This window comes from Psychrobacter namhaensis (assembly GCF_016107545.1).
GTDB classification, from domain to species: Bacteria; Pseudomonadota; Gammaproteobacteria; order Pseudomonadales; family Moraxellaceae; genus Psychrobacter; species Psychrobacter namhaensis.
The window spans coordinates 343,206-362,177 of the sequence record NZ_JABASS010000001.1 but is presented as its reverse complement, the minus strand read 5'-3'; the positions used below and the strand labels follow the sequence as shown (position 1 = coordinate 362,177).

Sequence of the window (18,972 nt, the reverse complement as noted above, 5' to 3'; positions counted from 1 at the left end):
TAATAACGATCAAACAGCTAATTTAAAAGGAAATTTTTTTGAGTAATTTTACGACGTTTACTGATTTGCCATTGTCAGAACCGACCTTACGGGGTGTAAATGATCTGGGTTTTACTGAATTGACCCCTATTCAAGCACAAATACTACCCCATACATTGGCAAATCAAGACGCTATCGGCCAAGCACAAACAGGCACTGGTAAGACAGCAACGTTTTTACTGACGATTATGGAAGCTTTACTTAAGCGTCCTTTTACCGCTGATGAAGCGCGGTATTTAGGTGAGCCACGTGCCGTGGTTATGGCCCCCACCCGTGAGCTTGCCCAACAGATCTTTGATGACTGTGTGGCACTGACCAAATATACCTCCTTACATAGCGTCTGTATCATGGGTGGTACCAATTATGAAACACAGCAGCATGAGCTTGAGCGCCAATATGTCGATATTTTAGTGGCGACACCAGGTCGTCTGATTGATCTTGCCAATAAAGGTATGGTCTATCTAGATCGAGTAGAGGTACTGGTGCTGGATGAGGCCGATCGCATGCTTGATATGGGTTTTATTCCAGACATCAAGCGCTTGGTAGGCCGAATGCCAGCCAATACCGATCGCCAAAGTCTCCTGTTTTCTGCCACTTTTAACCAAGATGTGATGAATCTGGCCTACCGCTGGTTACATGAGCCACAGTTTGTCGAAATTGAGCCTGAGCATAAAACCAGTGATTTGGTGGATCAACATTTTTACTTATTAACAGAAGACCAAAAACTAGCAGCCTTAGAGCGTATTATTAGTGATACCGCCGTGGAGAAAGTAATCGTCTTTGCCAATCGTAAGGATCAAGTAAAACGTCTTTATCACAAACTACGTCAAGCCCATAAGATTGTTATGCTATCAGGTGATGTTATTCAACAAAAACGTGAAAAATACTTACAGCGTTTTAAAGATGGTCATGCCTCTATCTTGGTGGCGACAGATGTAGCCGGTCGCGGCATTCATGTCGATGATATCAGTCATGTGGTTAATTACACCTTGCCTGATCAGCCAGATGATTACGTACACCGTATCGGCCGTACGGGCCGTGCTGGGCAGACTGGTATTAGCATCAGTTTCGTTAGTGAAGATGATGCTTTTAATGTGCCTGCGTTAGAGAAACATTTAGATACCAAGTTTACGCTTGAGCAGTGGCAGGAGTAGTTGCTGTAAACTGAATATTACTTTACAAAAAAGCGCTTCATATTCAAAACTGTATGAAGCGCTTTTTTTAACTTTGCCAGAAGAGAAAAGGCTTATGAAGAGCGTGCATAAAAGTTATTGGGAATGATGCATGGAGGCTGGGCTATCGTTCATATCATGCATGCTATGATCCATCTTTGGTGTTATATTGTGACTCATTTGGCTCATATCATGAGAGGGTGCAGTATCTGCGTCAGACACCATAGCAGAATGGCTGCTATGCTCCATCTGAGCATGGCCACCGCTGTGTCCGCCATGCATACTAGACATTGCTATGGGCACAAATACAACCGCCAAACCAGACAGCACCATCACCGAGCCGTTAAGCTGCCTGAGGCGAAAACGTCCAATTTTGTCCCGTAACCAGCCCACAGTTTCATGCGTGGCAACCAACATCGGCACTGTGCCGAGGCCAAAGACAAACATGAGCGCCGCCCCACTTAATGGGTTATGAGCGACCACGGCGATAAGTAATGCGCCATAAACCAAACCACAAGGCAAAAATCCCCACAATAAGCCCGCCGTTAAGGCGCGTGGGAATGTGTTTAGTGGAAATACTTTTTGCCGAAGGGGACTAAGATATTGCCAAAAGCGCATACCAAAACGCTCAAGCTTATTTAAAAATGGTGCGCCAAGCATAGTCATGCCGACAAACACCAACACCAACCCCAACAAAATGCGCGGTGTGCTGTTGCCTTTCATTAACGGTTCTAGCACAGTGATGCCAATAAGCCCTGCGATTAAGCCTAAAAATGCGTAACTGGTCAAACGGCCTAAATGATAAGTCATAACAAGCGCACGGCGTTTGGCTGGACTGACGTCTTTCATCGACAAGCCAAATGCTGTCACAAGACCACCGCACATTCCTAAACAATGGGGCGAACCAAAAAAACCCATCAATAATGCCGCAACGAGTAAAGCTGTGGTCATAGGGCGCGTCTCCTAAAAAAGCGAACCTTGTTATATCGTTCACAATTCATAAAAAGTATTGTCAGAAAATTAAACCCAGTCAGTTAGCTCAAGGTTAGGTTTATGAGTTTTTATCTATATTAGAATGACTACCGGCTTCTGTGTCAGTATGGGTCACTGTCATATTAGATTTTTCATGTACAGATGTACGGTCAGTCTGTGGAGTGGGGCTGGATGGCTCATGAGCTTGCATGGTTTGCCGACGCTCTTGACGATCATCCAAAATAATACGCTGTGATGCATTGTCTAAATCTTCAAATTGGTTTGACTTTACCGCGTACCTTACTGCCCAAATGGCAACCACAAAGAGCATGAGACTCAATGGGATTAATAAAAATATACTGAGCATGGTCACTCTCTTAAATAGCAATTTCTTTTATTATTATACACCCATTGCAATTGTAATAACGGCTTGTAAGAAAAAAGTAAGCCAACAGAAAATGGTAAAACACCCTTAAAGTGACATTTAATCCTATTCGTCAGGTGTTTTTGGCGCATTACCTCTTGGAGTCAACAACTGCTGTGTCGTCATGTCTTTGGCATGACGACAGTCTACCTGCGGACGTATCACATCACGCAAATAGGCGGCGATTTCGTAAACGGCCCGTCGTGAATGACTTAAGTTTTGCGCCGGTTTCATCCAGTCACGGTTAACGGGTAGGGGGGCATTAAGCGGTGTGCTATTGATACCATTTAAGGCAAACTGTCTACGGGCACGCGCCATGTGGTAGCTATCGGTAATAAGATAAACGTGATGCAGCGGAATACGTTTGGCGGTAAAACGTGCATTTTCACAGGTATTCATGCTGGCGTTTTCGCTGATTAGGCCATCGATACCATGCTCGATCAGCCATTGACCTAACCACGGCGCTTCGGCACCGCTCAGTACAATAGGCAATGGTAAGTCGTGATATGCGCTGGCAGCAGTACGAGCGCGATTGAGACTATAGGGATTGAGGATGGTTTGATTGTTACGATCATTGGTGAGCCCCCCACCTAAGACCACGTAGGCGGTGGGCGGTGAATGCTTTGCTATAGCGGGCACTTTGGGTAAAGGCAGAAGGGTGAATACATAAACAATAACTTGAGAAAATAGCGGTGTGAATAAACTGATGAGTACTAAAATGACAGCCGTTGAGCCAAGCAAAAAAGTCACATTGATAATGCGAAATAGCTTCATCATACGCTCAGCTGACCGCAAATAATAACGCCACAGCCGCTTAGAACGTGATTGTTTAGACCACATACTCATGATGTCCAATGGAGCCGTCAGAGTTTACCCAAACTGGCTCACGCGATAACTGAATGGCAAACTTTTCATAGACGACATTGACAATGTGTTGTTGAGCATTTGCAACGTCCTCTTGGGTGGCTTGATACGGAGTGTGATTGGTAAGTACCAGTGCTTGCTGCTGATGGGTAAGAATTGGGGCAATACCGTGCCCTTTTAAACCCGCTTGTTCAATGAGCCAGCCTGCGGCCACTTTTATCATGGCATCAGGCATGGGGTAGCCAACGATAGCAGGATACGTGGCTTGTAAAGTAGTAAATTGATCTTGAGGAATAATAGGGTTTTGAAAAAAACTGCCGCAATTTGCAAGTTGCTTAGGGTCAGGCAGTTTTTGTTGACGAATATCTATAATGGCTTGCATGACATCGTCAGGAATTGCCTGTTTGCGACCATGTTGCTCAGCATAACGCTCGGCCACTGTTTGTACATCCCCATAACTGGCTAATATTTTTTTTGCATTGGTATGTAGTCTAAAGCCCACACAGCTAATTAACCATGTATTAGGCGCACGTTTAAAGATACTGTCGCGATAGCCAAACTGGCAGTCTGCTGCTGTTAAACGGTGCCACGTTTTAGTCGGCAAGTGATAGGCACGTACATACTGTAAACAGTCTTCTAGCTGCACGCCATAAGCACCGATGTTTTGTACAGGTGCAGCCCCAGTGAGACCTGGTATCAGTGCAAGATTTTCTAGACCGTACCAGCCTTGATTAACAGTGTAGACAACCAAGTCATGCCAGTTTTCGCCCGCCATCACTTCAATATCGACGTAGCTATCTGTTTTGGCAACTAAGTTAATGCCACGCATTTGTGGCTGCAAGACAACTGCCTGTAACTGTGCTGGTAATAGTACGTTACTACCACCAGACAGTACAAATAATGGTTTCTTTTGCTCTGCACTGTCTGCATATTTTGCCATAAAAGTGTCAAGCTGCGCCTCAGTCGTTAATGTGACGACCGTATCGGCGACACAGGCTAAGGCCATGGTGTTATGACGTGACAAATCAATTGAATCATTGATTGATACACTGGCTGGAAAGTCAGCTGTTTGAGCAGATTGAGCACTCAGATCAAGGCGTAAGGTTGAGGTCATAACATAGCCTATATAGCAAATGATGCGGTGTTTATTATAAAGAATGCGATACACAAAAGTAGCAGAAATATAGACTGTAGCGCTAACAAGCTTTCCAACTTTCAATCCAAGCTTGGGCGCTTGACTCAATACGCTCGATCACTTCTTCAAAATCGTCGCTATCACCTTTATAAGGATCTGGCACATCGTCGCCACTATACGTTGGATCTTCTTCGCTGAATAAAGCGAGCTTGGCTAAATGATCTTCTGTATCTGCCAAGCTATCCTTGATGGCTTGTAAATCGGCTAAATTTTGAGCATCCATCGCCAATATCAAATCAAACTCACGAAAGTCATCCGTGCTTACTTGGCGAGCGACTAATTTATTAATCTTATAGCCGTGTGATTTTGCATGGCGCTGAGCACGTTCATCGGGCGCATGACCAATATGCCAGTCGCCTGTCCCTGCTGAGTCTACTTTAATGGATAAGCCAGCAATCGCTGCTTGCTGACGAAAAACCTCCTCAGCAGTGGGCGATCGGCAAATATTCCCTAAGCAAACCAATAATACAGAGGAGGGCGTACAGGTTTTCATTAGCATAATATAACCTTTTATAACCTTTTATAACAAAAAAACATGCCATAAAGAACCAGCACCATTATGCGGCTTTTATTAGCATGCCATTGATTCACTAAAACAGTCGCCAGCGTAACGGTTAATGCCTTGAATAACAAGGGCAGAGGCTGAACAATATGGTCATGCAAGAGACGCATTGTGACCACATTCAGAGCGCTGTCAAACTGTTACGTTTGATACAGATGTTTTAGCTTGTGTTTCGTAAACGTGACCATGGTGACAAAAATGATAGCCGCCGTACTGTGTGGTTTTTGCAGTATTATAACGATATATCATGAATAGAGCGATATAGTGCTTTTACTATTTTAGTCTTGTTTACTTTTAAAGCGTTGCAGATCACGGCGCTCTTTTTTATTGGGTTTGTTATCGGGCCGGGCAAGATTGGCAAGTTTACGCTGCTCAGCATAATAAGCGCGGCGCACTTCGCTCTCTTCGGTCTCTGAGTACAACACTTGGGCAGCAGCGGCATTACCGCGTTGTGCCGTTAGCGCTTCGACAACCACGGTCTTTTCAGTCATAGCAGTAGCTGAGCCTTGACGAATGGTCAACTCATCTCCGACTGAAATCTCTTTACTGGTTTTGACACGGCTACCGCCATAATGCACTCGGCCACTCTCGATCGCTTGTTTGGCAAGCGTACGCGTCCGGTAAAAACGTGCGGCCCACAGCCACTTATCAAGACGAATCTTGGCTAAGGCTTGGTTTTTATCATCAATATTATTTTTCATAACAGCGACTCTATACTAATTTCCATATTTATTTAAAACGAGATGGTCTTAATAAGATTAGGGCAAATTTAGTATTTGCAAATAGGTTTTTTGTTATTCGTTGCAGTGAGCATCGGTGATTTGCATTAGTGATGGTGAGAAGCCGTAATTTTTACAGCTATCGTTGTTATAAATGGGAGGGGTAGGCACCGCGTTCGCAGTGTCTGCCTGATACAAAGTTAGTTACACCACTGTTGTTCACATGGCACGCCGTCATGATTACCATCCATCTTTGTATTAGGACAGTGATTACTAAAGTAAGTGGCTTCTGCGCACGAGGTCATTTGCGAGCAATGCTGTCTGCCATCACAAGAAAAGCTTGGTGCTGCTGACTTTGTACTCATTACTGGCTTTACTACCGAGGTTGATGCGGTTTCTATATCAGTATCAATGTACGTGGGTGGTATGTCATCAAAGTCAGTAGAGGTAGAGACAGAAACAGGGGAGGTCTCAGTCGCAACATCAATGGTAGAAATATTCGTGGGGCTTTTAGGTTGAAGGGTTCTATAGCCTACCAACGCCAAAATCAGCAACATGACGATCATCAATGTGTTTTTCATAACTGCCCCATGCCAATGAATAAACGCTCATCGCTAACCGTCATTATCCATCCATCAGTGGCAGTTTTTTAATTGATTAAAAAGCTGCTATGATCGACGATCCTTGATACGAATTCTACCTACTTCAAAAACAGCTGATAGCCGATGTTGTCATTGAGCATGGTGCAGTCATAGCCAATGTCGAGTAGTGCGTCTTGTAATTGACGAGAATTGCCTTCAGAGGCTTGCAAGCCAACTAACACGCGACCTTCAGCAGCGCCATGATTGCGATAATGGAACAAGGTGATATTAAAATCGTCGCCCAATTTTTCTAAGAAGGTGAGCAGGGCGCCTGGACGCTCTGGGAACACCACTTTTAATAACTGCTCGTTTTCGATATGAGCATGCCCGCCAATCAAATGACGAATATGCGATTTTGCGATGTCATCATCCGTTAAATCATGGGCCTCATAGCCATCGGCTGCCAATTGAGTGCTAATCGTTTGGCGCTCTTTTTCGCCTTCTTTTAAGGCAATACCGACAAAGATTGCTGCGGGCTCCATAGAGTCAGGTGATTTTTTACTATCAGCACGATAGTTAAATTCTGTGATGTTACGTCCATGTAGGCTGCGGCAGAAGTTTAAGAAAGCGCCAGTCTGTTCAGGAATAGTCACACCAAAGATGGCTTCTTTTTTCTCACCAATTTCGGTACGCTCTGCGATATAACGCAAACGGTCAAAGTTCATATTGGCACCGCAGACGATGCCAACACAGTTTTTGCCTTGCAGATTATGCGCTTTGATGTATTTTTTCATGCCAGCTACTGATAATGCACCGGCAGGTTCAACGATACTACGATTTTCTTCAAAGATATCTTTGACGGCAGCACAAACTTCATCATTGGTACAAGTGACGACTTCAGGTTCGACCACAGGGCCTGATTTGTCGCTTTTTTGCGTACGCACCACGTCAAAAGGCAATTCACCAATCTGAGCCACTGCCACACCATCTACGAACAATCCAACTTGCTCGAGTTTGACCCGCTCACCAGTCTCAAGCGCTGCCTTTAAACAGGCGGATTGGTCAGCTTCTACGGCAATGACTTTGACATGGGGGGCAACTTCTCCCAAGAACGCCGCGACACCTGAGATCAGGCCACCACCGCCAACCGCAACGAAAACATAGTCCATGCTGCGCCACTGCTGGGTGAGCTCCAGTCCAATAGTGCCTTGTCCGGCAATGACCAATTCATCATCATACGGCGGGATAAAGGTGAGTCCCTCGCGTTCAGCACGGTCAATCGCGTAACGGTTGGCTTGATCAAAGCTATCACCATGCAAATCGACGTTACCACCTAATGCTCTAACCGCATCTACTTTGATGTCAGGTGTGGTGGTTGGCATGACAATGATATTGTTGAGTGATAACTGGCGGGCAGAGTAGGCAACACCTTGCGCGTGATTGCCAGCTGACGCGCAAATCACCCCACGCGCTTTTTGCTCATCGCTCAGTTGGCTAATACGGTTATAAGCACCGCGCAATTTAAAGGATTTGACGGGTTGTAAGTCTTCCCGTTTGAAGCGAATGTCATTGGCAAAACGTTGGGTCAACTTGGGTGCAGCTTCTAGTGGTGTTTGAATTGCAACGTCATAGACGGTGGCTTGCAGTATGGCTCGTACCCAGTGTGACAGCATAGTAATTCCTAAACAAAACGTAGATGAATGTAAAAAGTATAAGTGAATATAAATAATGAAATAGATTAGCCTATGCTGATTTTGATTGTCTTGCAAGACACAATTGCAGTTTTTGCGGCAATTTGCTGGCTTGATGTCTATTAATTGAGGCCACGAAGGGATGACATAGCCTTTTTTACCTAAAAAACTTGAATCATATTAATATGTCTGTATTATTGGACATATGGAAATAACTACTGCTATCGCAAGCTTTGCTGCGCTCTCTCAAGACACTCGTTTACAAGCTTTTAGGTTACTTGTCAGTCAAGAACCTGAGGGGCTGCCTGCGGGTGAAATAGCTCGGCAGCTATCCGTGCCGCACAATACGATGTCAGCGCACCTGTCTGTGTTAGCACGAGCAGGATGGGTGGTCTCAAAAAGGCACAGTCGTCAGATAATCTATCGTGCGTCTTTATCACACATGGAAGCGGTTGTTCAGTTTTTACTACAAGATTGCTGTGCAGGACACCCAGAATTGTGTGCGTCGCTTCTGGATAGTTTGAGTGGATGCGAGGCAGTTCAAGCAGAGAGCCAAAATAATGATGAGTACATACCCTAACAAACGTAACGGTCAAATAGATGAGAGTGCCATGAAAACATTGAACCCATTGATTTTTCACAATCCTAATTGCGGTACGTCCCGTAATACTTTGGCTATTATGAAAGCGTCAGGTGAAGAGCCAGAAGTGGTGGAATATCTTAACACCCCACCAACACGTGACTACTTGGTTGAGCTATTGGCAAAAATGAAAATCTCTCCAAGAGAGCTTCTAAGAAGCAAAGAGCCGATCAATAATGAGCTGGGTCTGGACAATTCCAATGTCTCTGATGATGACATTATCGATGCAATGATTGCCCATCCTATTTTAATCAATCGTCCTATTGTCGTCACCGATAAGGGCGCAGCATTATGCCGACCTTCAGAGCGAGTGTTTGCGTTGCTAGAAAATCCAGTGAGTAGTTTTACGAAAGAGGACGGTGAGGTGGTTTATCATGACAAAGGCTAATACAGGGCAGGTGAGCCTAGATGACTTGCCCAATATTGACCCAAACAACATACAACCCATTGATATTGACTCTTTAATTGGTATGGACGATCCACGCCATCCGCCCAAAATACTAGTGTTGTATGGATCTCTACGCACACGCTCTTTTTCTAAATTGGCAGCCGAAGAGGCGAGTCGTTTACTGCGCTGGTATGGCTGTGAGGTCAAAATGTTTGACCCATCAGGCTTGCCGCTACCTGACTCAGTAGATGCAGAGCATCCCAAAGTACAAGAGCTGCGAGAGCTGGCACAGTGGTCAGAAGGCATGCTTTGGGTAAGTCCAGAACGCCACGGTAGTATGACCAGTATCATGAAAGCGCAAATTGATTGGATTCCGCTGTCACTTGGTGGCGTGCGCCCGACCCAAGGTAAAACGCTTGCTGTGATGCAAGTGAGTGGTGGCAGTCAAAGCTTTAACACGGTTAATCAGCTACGTATTCTTGGTCGTTGGATGCGCATGATTACCATACCGAACCAATCCTCTATCCCAAAAGCCTTTTTAGAGTTTACCGAGGACAACCGTATGGATATGTCCCCGTTATATCTGCGTCTTGTTGATGTTTGCGAGGAGTTAGTGAAGTTTACTTGGCTTACGCGTGGACGCTCAGCCTATCTAACGGACCGCTATTCAGAACGTGTAGAAAGTGCCGAGGCAGTCTCGCAGCGGGTGAATCAAAAGTCACTTTAATCTCATTACTACCTTCGTTGTACTCACCTGACTCTGCTTAATAAGGCGGTTTAATGCTCGCATTCACTATTTTTATTGTCACGTTGGTTTTAGTGATCTGGCAGCCTAAAGGATTGGGCATTGGCTGGAGCGCACTTGGCGGAGCATTGGTCGCCTTGGCTTTTGGCGTCGTGCAGCTATCTGATGTTGGGATCGTTTGGAATATTGTCTGGGACGCAACTTTTACCTTTGTAGCGCTGATCATTATCTCGCTTATCTTAGATAAGGCGGGTTTTTTTGGTTGGGCAGCATTGCATGTAGCAAGGCTTGGTAATGGACAAGGGCGCTTGCTATTTCCTATGATTGTGATTTTAGGCGCGTTTATATCGGCATTTTTTGCCAATGATGGGGCAGCGTTACTACTAACGCCTATTGTTATTGCCATTTTGCTGCGACTGAAGTTTTCGCCGCCCTCTGCTTTGGCTTTTATTATAGCGACGGGCTTTATTGCCGATACCGCAAGCCTGCCGTTAGTGACATCTAATTTGGTCAATATCGTTAGTGCCAACTATTTCGATATTGGCTTTGGGCGTTATGCAGCGGTTATGGTGCCAGTTAATATCGTGTCTGTGATAGCAACGCTAGCGGTGCTGTGGGTGGTCTATTCTCGTCATATTCCAACACATTACTCCATCACCAATCTGAGCGCGCCTGCTTCTGCTATCGAAGATCCCTTAGTATTTAAGGCCGCTTTTCCACTGCTTGCACTGTTGCTGATTGCTTACTTTGCGACTGAGTCGTTAGGTCTGCCTATCTCTCTGGTCACAGGCGCCGCCGCGTTGTTACTCCTAGCAATTGCAAGTCGCTTTTGGCAAGGCGGTCGCGGGGCAGTTGTTTCTGTACGCAATGTCGTCCGTAACGCGCCTTGGCAAATCGTACTGTTTTCAATCGGTATGTATTTGGTTGTTTATGGCTTGGGCAATGCAGGACTAACCAGTTATGGCGCCCAAATTTTGACTTGGTTGGGGCAGCAGGGCGCGGTTACAGCAACACTAGGCACAGGATTTTTATCCGCTATTGTGGCTTCTGTCATGAATAACATGCCAGCAACGTTAGTAGGTGCACTGGCTATTGATAGCGCGCAAGTGCCTGCGGCAACTCGAGAGCTGATGATTTATGCCAATGTGATTGGTAATGATTTGGGACCAAAATTCACACCCATTGGTAGTCTGGCGACGTTATTGTGGTTACATGTATTGGCAGAAAAAGACTATAAAATTAGCTGGGGCCAGTATATGAAAATTGGGCTGCTTATCACGCCGCCAGTATTATTTGCAACGCTGTTGGCTTTGGTGTTTTGGTTGCCTTATCTGTCTGGTATCTAAAGTAAATTTGGAAAATCGAATGCAATGAGCAATGATTACAATGCCGATTACGCTGACATTCAGTAAAGTCATCGGTTATAATAGCCGCGCATTTTACCGCTTTTAGCCTTTTATTTTTAAAACAGTACGTTTATTTTACCAAGGATTTATGATGAGTGATCAGCAAGCACAAAAGCAAGCCGCCGCCAAAGCTGCTTTAAGCTATATCGAAGATGACATGATACTTGGCGTAGGAACGGGTAGTACGGTCAACTGTTTGATAGAGCTGTTGCCGACACTAAAGCTTGCTGGAGCCGTTGCAAGCTCGCAGGTGACGGAAGATAGATTACGTGCACTTGGTATCGAGATAGTAGATTTGAACTTTGCCGGTACGCTTGATGTTTATATTGACGGCGCTGATGAAGTCAACGCGAATCTGCAACTGATAAAGGGTGGTGGCGGCGCGCTCACTCGTGAAAAAATCGTGGCCGCGGCGTCCAATAAGTTTGTGTGCATGGTAGATGCCAGTAAAAGCGTTGAGACATTAGGACGCGCGTTCCCAGTACCGATAGAAGTACTACCGCAGGCGCGTTCTTACGTAGCACGCCAGTTGGCTAGTTTGGGCGGTGAACCAGTGTACCGTGAAGACTTTGTCACTGATTATGGTAATGTGATTCTTGATACTTATGATTTGGATGTTAGTGATCCGGTAGCGCTTGAAAAAACCCTTAATAATATCGTCGGCGTCGTCTGTAATGGTATTTTTGCGGCCAATCAAGCAGATGTACTGCTCAAGGCCAGCAGTAACGGGGTAGAGACATTCACTCGTTAATTAGTCATTAATGGTTGTACAAAAAGTAAAAAGGCAGATCACGATAAATGTGGTCTGCCTTTTTTCTTTTTTTCTGTATTGTGTGATTGAGAAATGGCTTTTAATGATAGCTATTGGTTTAGGTAGACAGCTTAATTTTGTCTTTTAGTAAAAACTCCATCAGGGCTTTTTGTGCGTGTAAGCGGTTTTCTGCCTCGTCCCACACCACTGACCGTGGGTCATCTAGCATATCGTGAGAGATTTCCTCGCCGCGATGCGCAGGCAAGCAGTGCATAAACACCACTTCAGGGTCGGCTTTGTCCAGCAATGACGGTGTTACTTGATAAGGCGCAAAACGGCGTGCGCGGGTATTCTGTTCAGATTCTTGCCCCATACTGGCCCATACATCAGTGACGATTAAGTTAGAGTCTTTTGCTGCATCTTGGACGTTTTCTACCAGGCTTACGCAATGAGAGAAACGTTCCATCAGTTTTGGGTCTGGCTCAAAGCCATAAGGCGCGGCCACACGTAGCTCAAAGCCAAATTGATTGGCCGCCTGCATAAAGGATGAGCACATGTTGTTGCCGTCACCGACCCACGTTACGATTTTGTTTTCGATACTACCGCGATGCTCATAGTAAGTCTGCATATCAGCAAGCAGCTGGCAAGGATGAAACTCATCCGTCAGGGCGTTAATAATAGGGACACTGGAGTATTCTGCAAAGGTTTCCACTTTTTCATGGCCAAAGGTGCGAATCATGATGATATCGACCATGCTTGAGATCACGCGTGCTGAGTCTTCTAATGGCTCGCCGCGTCCAAGCTGGGTATCATTTGGCGATAAAAAGATCGCACTACCGCCAAATTGTCCCATACCCGTTTCAAAAGAAATACGCGTGCGGGTAGAAGATTTTTCAAAAATCATACCAAGCGTACGACCAACAAAGGGCTGATATATCTCGCCCGCGTGTTGCATCTTACGTAATTCGCTGGCACGTTTGATAAGGGTTTCTAGTTCTTGTTTGGTTAAATCAGATAGGGTCAAAAAATGGCGCAAACTCATAGTAATCCTAGCAGTCGATCGCAGTCAATGAAACGTTATCAGTCTTCAATAGCATCGCGTCAGTGCGTATACTGGGGTGACAACAAACTTTTAGTATAGCGCAATTACTTCCAATGTAAACGTCCAATTTGCTATGAGTGATAAGCCACTTAAGCGAACAGTAAGTTCATCGTTGTCTGATGATGATTATGCTTGTACACGCTTTGGCCGTATGCTTAGGCGGCATAGCAGCTCATAACTGATAGTATGGGCATGTGCTGCAACCTCATCGACGTGCGGGGCGTCGCCCCAAAGGATGACCTTGCTATCTAATAAGGACGTGTTGTCTGGTACTGCGCTGACATCAATGACAATCATATCCATCGCCACACGCCCAAGCACAGCGCACGGGTAGCTTCGGTTATTCGTACTATCAATAACAGACACATAAGCATCCTCACTAACCACACGAGGATAGCCGTCTCCATAGCCAATACTCACTAAGGCTGTTTCGGTGTCTTTTTGTGCGATCCAGCGACTACCATAGCCGATAGCGTCGTTCGCACTGACCGTTTGTAGAGCAATAATCTGTGCGCTAAAACTCATGGCTGGTTGCAAGTCTAATTCCTGCGCGCTTTTATCAATGACAGGGGCGCTACCATACAAAATAATACCGGGACGTACCCAATCATAATGATGATCTGAGAAGTTTACCACGCCAGCTGAGTTGCACAACGAGCCCTTAACGTCGTTGCTAACGGTTTCTTTTAACGTCGCTAACATATCTTTAAAACGCTGAATTTGCACTGCATTTAGTGGGTGATTTCGGTCATCAGCGTTGGCAAAATGGGTGGTTAAAATCAGTTGGTAGCCTGCCGCATGCAGGTGTTTAGCAGCGGCAATCACGCCTTCAGCATTGAAGCCTAAGCGGTTCATACCAGTATTGTATTTTAGCCAAACCACACGAGTTGCGCTTGCAGCTGGTGGAACGTTGTCCAGTGCCCACTCCAATTGTGGCACATGGTGAATCACGCAACTCACCTCATGATCAATGGCCTGCTGCCACTCATCAGCCGTAAATGCCCCTTCTACCAAACCAATCGTTTTGTCCCATCCCAACTGTCTGGCTTCTAATGCTTCTATCAAAGTAGCGACACCGATACCATCTGCTTGCGTTAACGCTGGTAGTACGGCTGCCACCCCGTGACCATAAGCATTGGACTTCACCATAGCAAGGACTTTGGAGTGTGGCGCCCGTTTTTTAACTTGATTGAGGTTGTGAGTGATGGCTATTGGTTTGATAGTAATGGTACGCATAATTGGCTTCTTTATTAGCAAAATTATAGATGAAGGTATAAAGCCAGTGACGCATCAATCAGGCTGAGGCATCACTGGCTATTGTTATTACTCACTGTTTAGGGGTGTTAGTGGCTTATGGTTGCGCGTTTCTTTTTATTTAGACAGTTACTCATCATTCTCGAAACTAACCCCTTGATAATACTCTGGCGTTAAATTAATAAAGCGGGTAAATTGTCCTTCAAAGCCCAATCGTATGGTGCCAATAGGGCCGTTACGCTGTTTACCAATAATGATTTCAGCCACACCTTTATGGTCTGAGTTTTCATTGTAAACCTCATCGCGATAGATGAACATAATCAAATCGGCGTCCTGCTCAATGGCCCCAGATTCACGTAAATCTGACATAATAGGTCGCTTATTGGGACGGTTTTCTAGACTACGGTTAAGCTGGGATAGAGCAATCACTGGACATTCAAGCTCACGTGCCAGCGCTTTTAAGCTACGAGAAATCTCAGAAATTTCGCCAACACGGTTGCCATCTAAGCTTGGTACTTTCATTAATTGGAGGTAATCGACTACGATAGCACCCAAACGCCCGTCATGGTTTTTGGCAATACGGCGACAGCGTGAACGCATCTCAGACGGTGGCAGTGCCGTGCTGTCATCAATATATAAGTGTTTAGATTGCAAATGCTGAATGGCATTCATCATTTTTGCCCATTCATCTTCGTTCATTTGCCCAGAGCGTAGGTGTGTTTGGTTAATCGCACCCCACGATGATAGTAAACGCATGACGATAGACTCAGCGGGCATTTCCATCGAAAATACCACGACTGGCAAGTCTTCATTAAATAAGATACCTTCTGCCAAGTTCATCGCAAAAGTGGTTTTACCCATAGAAGGACGGGCCGCCACAATAATTAAATCACCTGCTTGCAATCCTTGTGTCTTGTTATTCAACTCAGCAAAGGGCGTTTGCAGACCAATCATACCGTCAGGATTAGACTTTAACTCTTGGATTTTATCGATGACATTGGTCAAGACTGAAGTGATGCCAACAGGCCCACGCTGCTCAGCTCGTTTATTATGTTGCTCATTAATGCTAAATATCTTACCCTCGACATTGTCTAAAATGTCGCTGACGGTTTGGTCTTTTGGATTATAGGCGAGCGACAACATCTCGTTCCCAGTGGTAATCAGCTGGCGCAGAGTCGATAGTTCACGGACACGCTGGGCATAAGCGGTGAGGTTGAATAATGTCGCCGGGCTTTGGCTCAAAATATCCGCCAAATAACTGTCACCGCCTGCGCTTTTAAGCAATTTTTGTGCTTCTAACCAATCGTGAACCATGACCGTATCATAAGGCTCATTGACCGCGGCTAGATGCGCAATGGCGTCAAAAATATATTGGTGCCGCCCCGCATAAAAGTCATCTTTGGTGACGATGTCTGCAATCTTATCGTATGCCTCCTCGATACTCATCAAAGACGCGAGCAATGCCTTTTCGATATCGATATTGTGCGGCGGTGTTTGATTGAGTAAGTCGTCGGTTTTTTCGGTGTCTGCCATGAGTGCCCAATATTTGAAAAGTCGATATAAAAAATTATTTGTTATACGAATGTATTTTGGTGGTGATACAGCACAATAGACGCGTCAGACTGCTACGATAGAAGTATCAAAGCATGGTCTTAATGCTTGCGAGTAAATGCTACAATCAGAAGCGAAATTCTACCACACTATGACTGTTCTGATGATTATGATGACAAAATTATCTGGTGCTAAAGTCGTCAGACAACGGCTCAAAACGATAGCTTTGGTAAGAATATTATGACTAAAAACGCAATAAAATCGGTGCCTTAGATGAAAAAAAACGAGATTTCTATACAAGAAAAACAGCCGTTGCTACTGACCACGGGTGAACCTGCGGGCATTGGTATGGATGTTGTGCTGCTACTGGCGGCGGAGAATAAGTTACAAGATTTTCAGCGTCCAATTTGGGTAACGGCAGATGCTACCGCCATGCAAACACGCGCAGATGAGCTTATGGCGACAGGTGTCCTCAAACGCTGCCCCACTTGGCAAACCATTAATATAGATACTGATGATGTAAACAGTGAGCATTTAACGAAGCAGATATCACAACAAAATGCGGATGCCGATCCTGCTTTTATTCTACTGAACATTCCTTGTGCAGCGCCCGTATCTTGTGGTCAAATCAACATCAGTAACTCAGCGATGGTAGCAAAACAGTTAGAGATTGCTCATACACTAGCCACCAACAAGACAGCGGCGGCTATCGTCACAGGTCCATTGCAAAAATCAGCATTGATAGAAGCCGGTATTAAGCTGTTAGATGGCACGATGTTCAGTGGTCATACCGAGTTTTTTATGCAACAAAGTGGTTGTGAAAAAGTGGTGATGATGCTTGCCAATCAAGCCATGAAAGTCGCGCTTGTGACCACTCATTTGCCACTCAAAGACATACCTGCGGCCATCACTGCTGACAATGTGCGACAAACGGTACAAATCGTCGTTGATGATATGCGTGAAAAGTTTGGCTTAATGCAGCCGCGTATTTTGGTCTGTGGTCTCAATCCGCATGCGGGCGAGGGTGGCCATCTTGGCGTTGAGGAGATTGATATTATCAACCCAGTGCTCAAAGAGTTTATCAAGGCTGGCGTAGATATTTCAGAGGCGATGCCTGCTGACACTTTGTTTACTCCCAGACATTTGGCAAATTGCGATGCTGTCATCGCCATGTATCACGATCAGGGGCTACCCGTACTAAAGTCGCATGGTTTTGGCGATACAGTTAATTTAACGTTGGGGCTACCTTATATTCGCACGTCAGTCGATCACGGTACTGCCCTTGACTTGGCAGGACGGGGCGGCGCAAGTGCCACCAGCTTGTACCAAGCACTCGTGATGGCAAATGAGATGGCAGACAGATCCACTGTCAGTAGACCTCTTGCATAAGGCGGTGGCTTAGTGAGATTTGTTCCGCAGTATTAGATAGCTCTAATATCAGTAATGCCTATTCACAAATTATCAAACGTTACCTAATATAAGCGGTTTCATTATAGAGGTCTATTTTGAGTGGTCTATTAATAGGTTTGGAGGGTGAAATGGTTGTTTCCTTTGGGGTATACCCTAAAATCACTAATCTAAAATAAGCTAAGTTAATCATGAATGAGATATAACTATGCTATTACATACACATCATATAGTCTAAAAATTTGATCCAAAAGGAAAGTTAACTCATCATGAACGCACGTCAACACAAGGCTCATTTTTTTAGGGTAATCATTGCTTTTTTATGTCTCACGCTATCATTAAATGTTAATGCAACAAACTCAATACTCGAAGCAGTTACCAATGCTGAAACTGAATTGGGCGCTAGAATCGGTCTAGCTGTGCATGACTTGGAAACGGGAAAACGCTGGGAATATAAATCTAATGAACGTTTTCCTCTAAGTAGTACTTTTAAAACACTTGCCTGTGCAAACGTTCTTCAAAGAGTTGTTTTGGGTAAAGAAAGAATGGATAGAGTGGTGAGATTCTCTGAGAGCAATCTTGTGACATACTCCCCTGTGACAGAAAAACACGTAGGCAGAAAAGGGATGTCCCTTGCCGCGCTGTGTCAGGCTACACTGTCAACCAGTGATAATTCAGCTGCCAATTTTATTCTACAAGCCATTGGAGGACCTAAGGCGCTAACGAGATTTTTGCGTTCCATTGGTGATGATACGACGCGCCTTGATCGCTGGGAAACAGAACTCAACGAAGCGGTGCCTGGAGATAAACGAGACACGACAACACCAATTGCAATGGTGACGACACTTGAAAAGTTACTAGTTGGCGAAACGCTATCTATCAAATCTCGTCAACAACTAGTATCTTGGCTTAAAGGTAATGAGGTTGGCGATGCCCTGTTTCGTAAAGGCGTTCCAAATGACTGGATAGTCGCAGATAGAACAGGCGCTGGTGGTTATGGGACGCGTGCTATTACTGCGGTGATGTGGCCTCCAAATCGCAAGTCTATCGTAGCCGCTCTATACATTACAGAGACAGACGCTTCGTTTGAAGAAAGAAACGCTGTCATTGCGAAAATTGGTGAGCAAATAGCGAAGACAGTATTAATGGAGAACAGTCGTCACTGACTGATATCTCCATACCTGTGTAGCGAACCGATAATAGGCAATGCAAAGTAGTGTGATTGCCTGTTCTTATAACCTCAAGCCTACCTTTATTTATATTACTTTAATAGGACAAAAGTTAGATAAGAATATATTGAAATAAGTAATTATTAACAATAACCTAAAATGGTAACTTTATTTAGCAATCTACTTATCATACTAAGCCATGGGGCTTTGTCAGTTAAATAATAAATACAGTCAATTAACTCTAAAAAGAGTATAGGTGAGCTGAAAATAGTTTACATAGCCTTTGTAAAGACTTACAGATGTAAAGACTTACAGATAGCAAATAATTTTTCCTTAACTA

General features: G+C 44.8%; 19 protein-coding genes. 8 read left to right on the top strand and 11 right to left on the bottom strand.

From position 1 onward, the window contains the following. Nucleotides 1-38 precede the first annotated feature (38 nt). Complete coding sequence (locus tag JFC06_RS01545; protein ID WP_198333710.1) at nucleotides 39-1,193, top strand: DEAD/DEAH box helicase; 1,155 nt, start codon at nucleotides 39-41, stop codon at nucleotides 1,191-1,193. Nucleotides 1,194-1,307: 114 nt separating this feature from the next. Here the strand turns inward: JFC06_RS01545 and JFC06_RS01540 are convergent, their stop codons facing one another. From JFC06_RS01540 to ilvA, 8 genes are all read right to left on the bottom strand, one after another. Further along, complete coding sequence (locus tag JFC06_RS01540) at nucleotides 1,308-2,162, bottom strand: sulfite exporter TauE/SafE family protein (protein WP_193006913.1); 855 nt, start codon at nucleotides 2,160-2,162, stop codon at nucleotides 1,308-1,310. Nucleotides 2,163-2,262: 100 nt separating this feature from the next. Further along, nucleotides 2,263-2,550, bottom strand: coding sequence for a cbb3-type cytochrome oxidase assembly protein CcoS (gene ccoS / locus JFC06_RS01535; RefSeq protein WP_198333709.1), 288 nt, complete (start codon nucleotides 2,548-2,550; stop codon nucleotides 2,263-2,265). A 123-nt stretch (nucleotides 2,551-2,673) separates the two neighbouring features. Then, nucleotides 2,674-3,447: a YdcF family protein gene (locus tag JFC06_RS01530; protein ID WP_193006911.1), complete on the bottom strand. Its 774-nt coding sequence runs from the start codon at nucleotides 3,445-3,447 to the stop codon at nucleotides 2,674-2,676. After that, complete coding sequence (gene murB / locus JFC06_RS01525; protein ID WP_198333708.1) at nucleotides 3,437-4,585, bottom strand: UDP-N-acetylmuramate dehydrogenase; 1,149 nt, start codon at nucleotides 4,583-4,585, stop codon at nucleotides 3,437-3,439. Before murB ends, JFC06_RS01530 begins: the two co-directional genes overlap by 11 nt. 82 nt (nucleotides 4,586-4,667) lie before the next feature. Beyond that, entirely contained in the window at nucleotides 4,668-5,165 is a 498-nt protein-coding gene (locus JFC06_RS01520) for a low molecular weight protein-tyrosine-phosphatase (protein ID WP_198333707.1), read from the bottom strand. A 341-nt stretch (nucleotides 5,166-5,506) separates the two neighbouring features. Next, nucleotides 5,507-5,929 (bottom strand): RNA-binding S4 domain-containing protein, encoded by a 423-nt coding sequence (locus JFC06_RS01515; RefSeq protein ID WP_198333706.1) that lies wholly within the window; start codon nucleotides 5,927-5,929, stop codon nucleotides 5,507-5,509. A 218-nt stretch (nucleotides 5,930-6,147) separates the two neighbouring features. After that, nucleotides 6,148-6,528 carry an excalibur calcium-binding domain-containing protein gene (locus JFC06_RS12310; RefSeq protein WP_198333705.1) on the bottom strand — a complete coding sequence of 127 codons (381 nt, stop codon included), beginning with the start codon at nucleotides 6,526-6,528 and terminating at the stop codon, nucleotides 6,148-6,150. Between the two features lie 119 nt (nucleotides 6,529-6,647). Continuing rightward, nucleotides 6,648-8,201 carry a threonine ammonia-lyase, biosynthetic gene (gene ilvA / locus JFC06_RS01505; RefSeq protein WP_193006907.1) on the bottom strand — a complete coding sequence of 518 codons (1,554 nt, stop codon included), beginning with the start codon at nucleotides 8,199-8,201 and terminating at the stop codon, nucleotides 6,648-6,650. 223 nt (nucleotides 8,202-8,424) lie between these two features. On the opposite strand from ilvA, the gene JFC06_RS01500 reads away from it, so the two are divergent. The 5 genes from JFC06_RS01500 to rpiA all read left to right on the top strand — a co-directional run bounded on the left by JFC06_RS01500 (nucleotide 8,425) and on the right by rpiA (nucleotide 12,149). Further along, nucleotides 8,425-8,799 carry an ArsR/SmtB family transcription factor gene (locus JFC06_RS01500; protein WP_198333704.1) on the top strand — a complete coding sequence of 125 codons (375 nt, stop codon included), beginning with the start codon at nucleotides 8,425-8,427 and terminating at the stop codon, nucleotides 8,797-8,799. Between the two features lie 40 nt (nucleotides 8,800-8,839). After that, nucleotides 8,840-9,247: an arsenate reductase (glutaredoxin) gene (gene arsC, locus JFC06_RS01495; RefSeq protein WP_193007009.1), complete on the top strand. Its 408-nt coding sequence runs from the start codon at nucleotides 8,840-8,842 to the stop codon at nucleotides 9,245-9,247. Further along, nucleotides 9,234-9,974, top strand: coding sequence for an arsenical resistance protein ArsH (arsH, locus tag JFC06_RS01490; RefSeq protein WP_193006905.1), 741 nt, complete (start codon nucleotides 9,234-9,236; stop codon nucleotides 9,972-9,974). Before arsC ends, arsH begins: the two co-directional genes overlap by 14 nt. Before the next feature lie 53 nt (nucleotides 9,975-10,027). After that, nucleotides 10,028-11,338: an arsenic transporter gene (locus tag JFC06_RS01485; RefSeq protein ID WP_193006904.1), complete on the top strand. Its 1,311-nt coding sequence runs from the start codon at nucleotides 10,028-10,030 to the stop codon at nucleotides 11,336-11,338. 151 nt (nucleotides 11,339-11,489) lie between these two features. Then, nucleotides 11,490-12,149, top strand: a complete 660-nt coding sequence (rpiA, locus tag JFC06_RS01480; protein ID WP_193006903.1) for a ribose-5-phosphate isomerase RpiA — start codon at nucleotides 11,490-11,492, stop codon at nucleotides 12,147-12,149. A gap of 118 nt (nucleotides 12,150-12,267) precedes the next feature. Here the strand turns inward: rpiA and argF are convergent, their stop codons facing one another. The 3 genes from argF to dnaB all read right to left on the bottom strand — a co-directional run bounded on the left by argF (nucleotide 12,268) and on the right by dnaB (nucleotide 16,038). Further along, nucleotides 12,268-13,191: an ornithine carbamoyltransferase gene (gene argF, locus JFC06_RS01475; protein WP_193006902.1), complete on the bottom strand. Its 924-nt coding sequence runs from the start codon at nucleotides 13,189-13,191 to the stop codon at nucleotides 12,268-12,270. Between the two features lie 186 nt (nucleotides 13,192-13,377). Then, the gene (alr, locus tag JFC06_RS01470; RefSeq protein WP_198333703.1) at nucleotides 13,378-14,487 is read right to left on the bottom strand and encodes an alanine racemase; all 1,110 of its coding nucleotides are present in this window, start codon (nucleotides 14,485-14,487) and stop codon (nucleotides 13,378-13,380) included. Nucleotides 14,488-14,634: 147 nt separating this feature from the next. Next, nucleotides 14,635-16,038 (bottom strand): replicative DNA helicase, encoded by a 1,404-nt coding sequence (gene dnaB / locus JFC06_RS01465; RefSeq protein WP_193006900.1) that lies wholly within the window; start codon nucleotides 16,036-16,038, stop codon nucleotides 14,635-14,637. Between the two features lie 291 nt (nucleotides 16,039-16,329). Here dnaB and pdxA point away from each other — a divergent pair, with 291 nt between their 5' ends. Together pdxA and blaRTG are read left to right on the top strand one after the other, a co-directional pair. After that, complete coding sequence (gene pdxA, locus JFC06_RS01460; RefSeq protein ID WP_227670230.1) at nucleotides 16,330-17,445, top strand: 4-hydroxythreonine-4-phosphate dehydrogenase PdxA; 1,116 nt, start codon at nucleotides 16,330-16,332, stop codon at nucleotides 17,443-17,445. A gap of 287 nt (nucleotides 17,446-17,732) precedes the next feature. Then, on the top strand, nucleotides 17,733-18,629 hold the full coding sequence (gene blaRTG, locus JFC06_RS01455; protein WP_198333702.1) for an RTG family carbenicillin-hydrolyzing class A beta-lactamase: 897 nt from the start codon (nucleotides 17,733-17,735) through the stop codon (nucleotides 18,627-18,629). The last annotated feature ends 343 nt before the right edge of the window (nucleotides 18,630-18,972 follow it).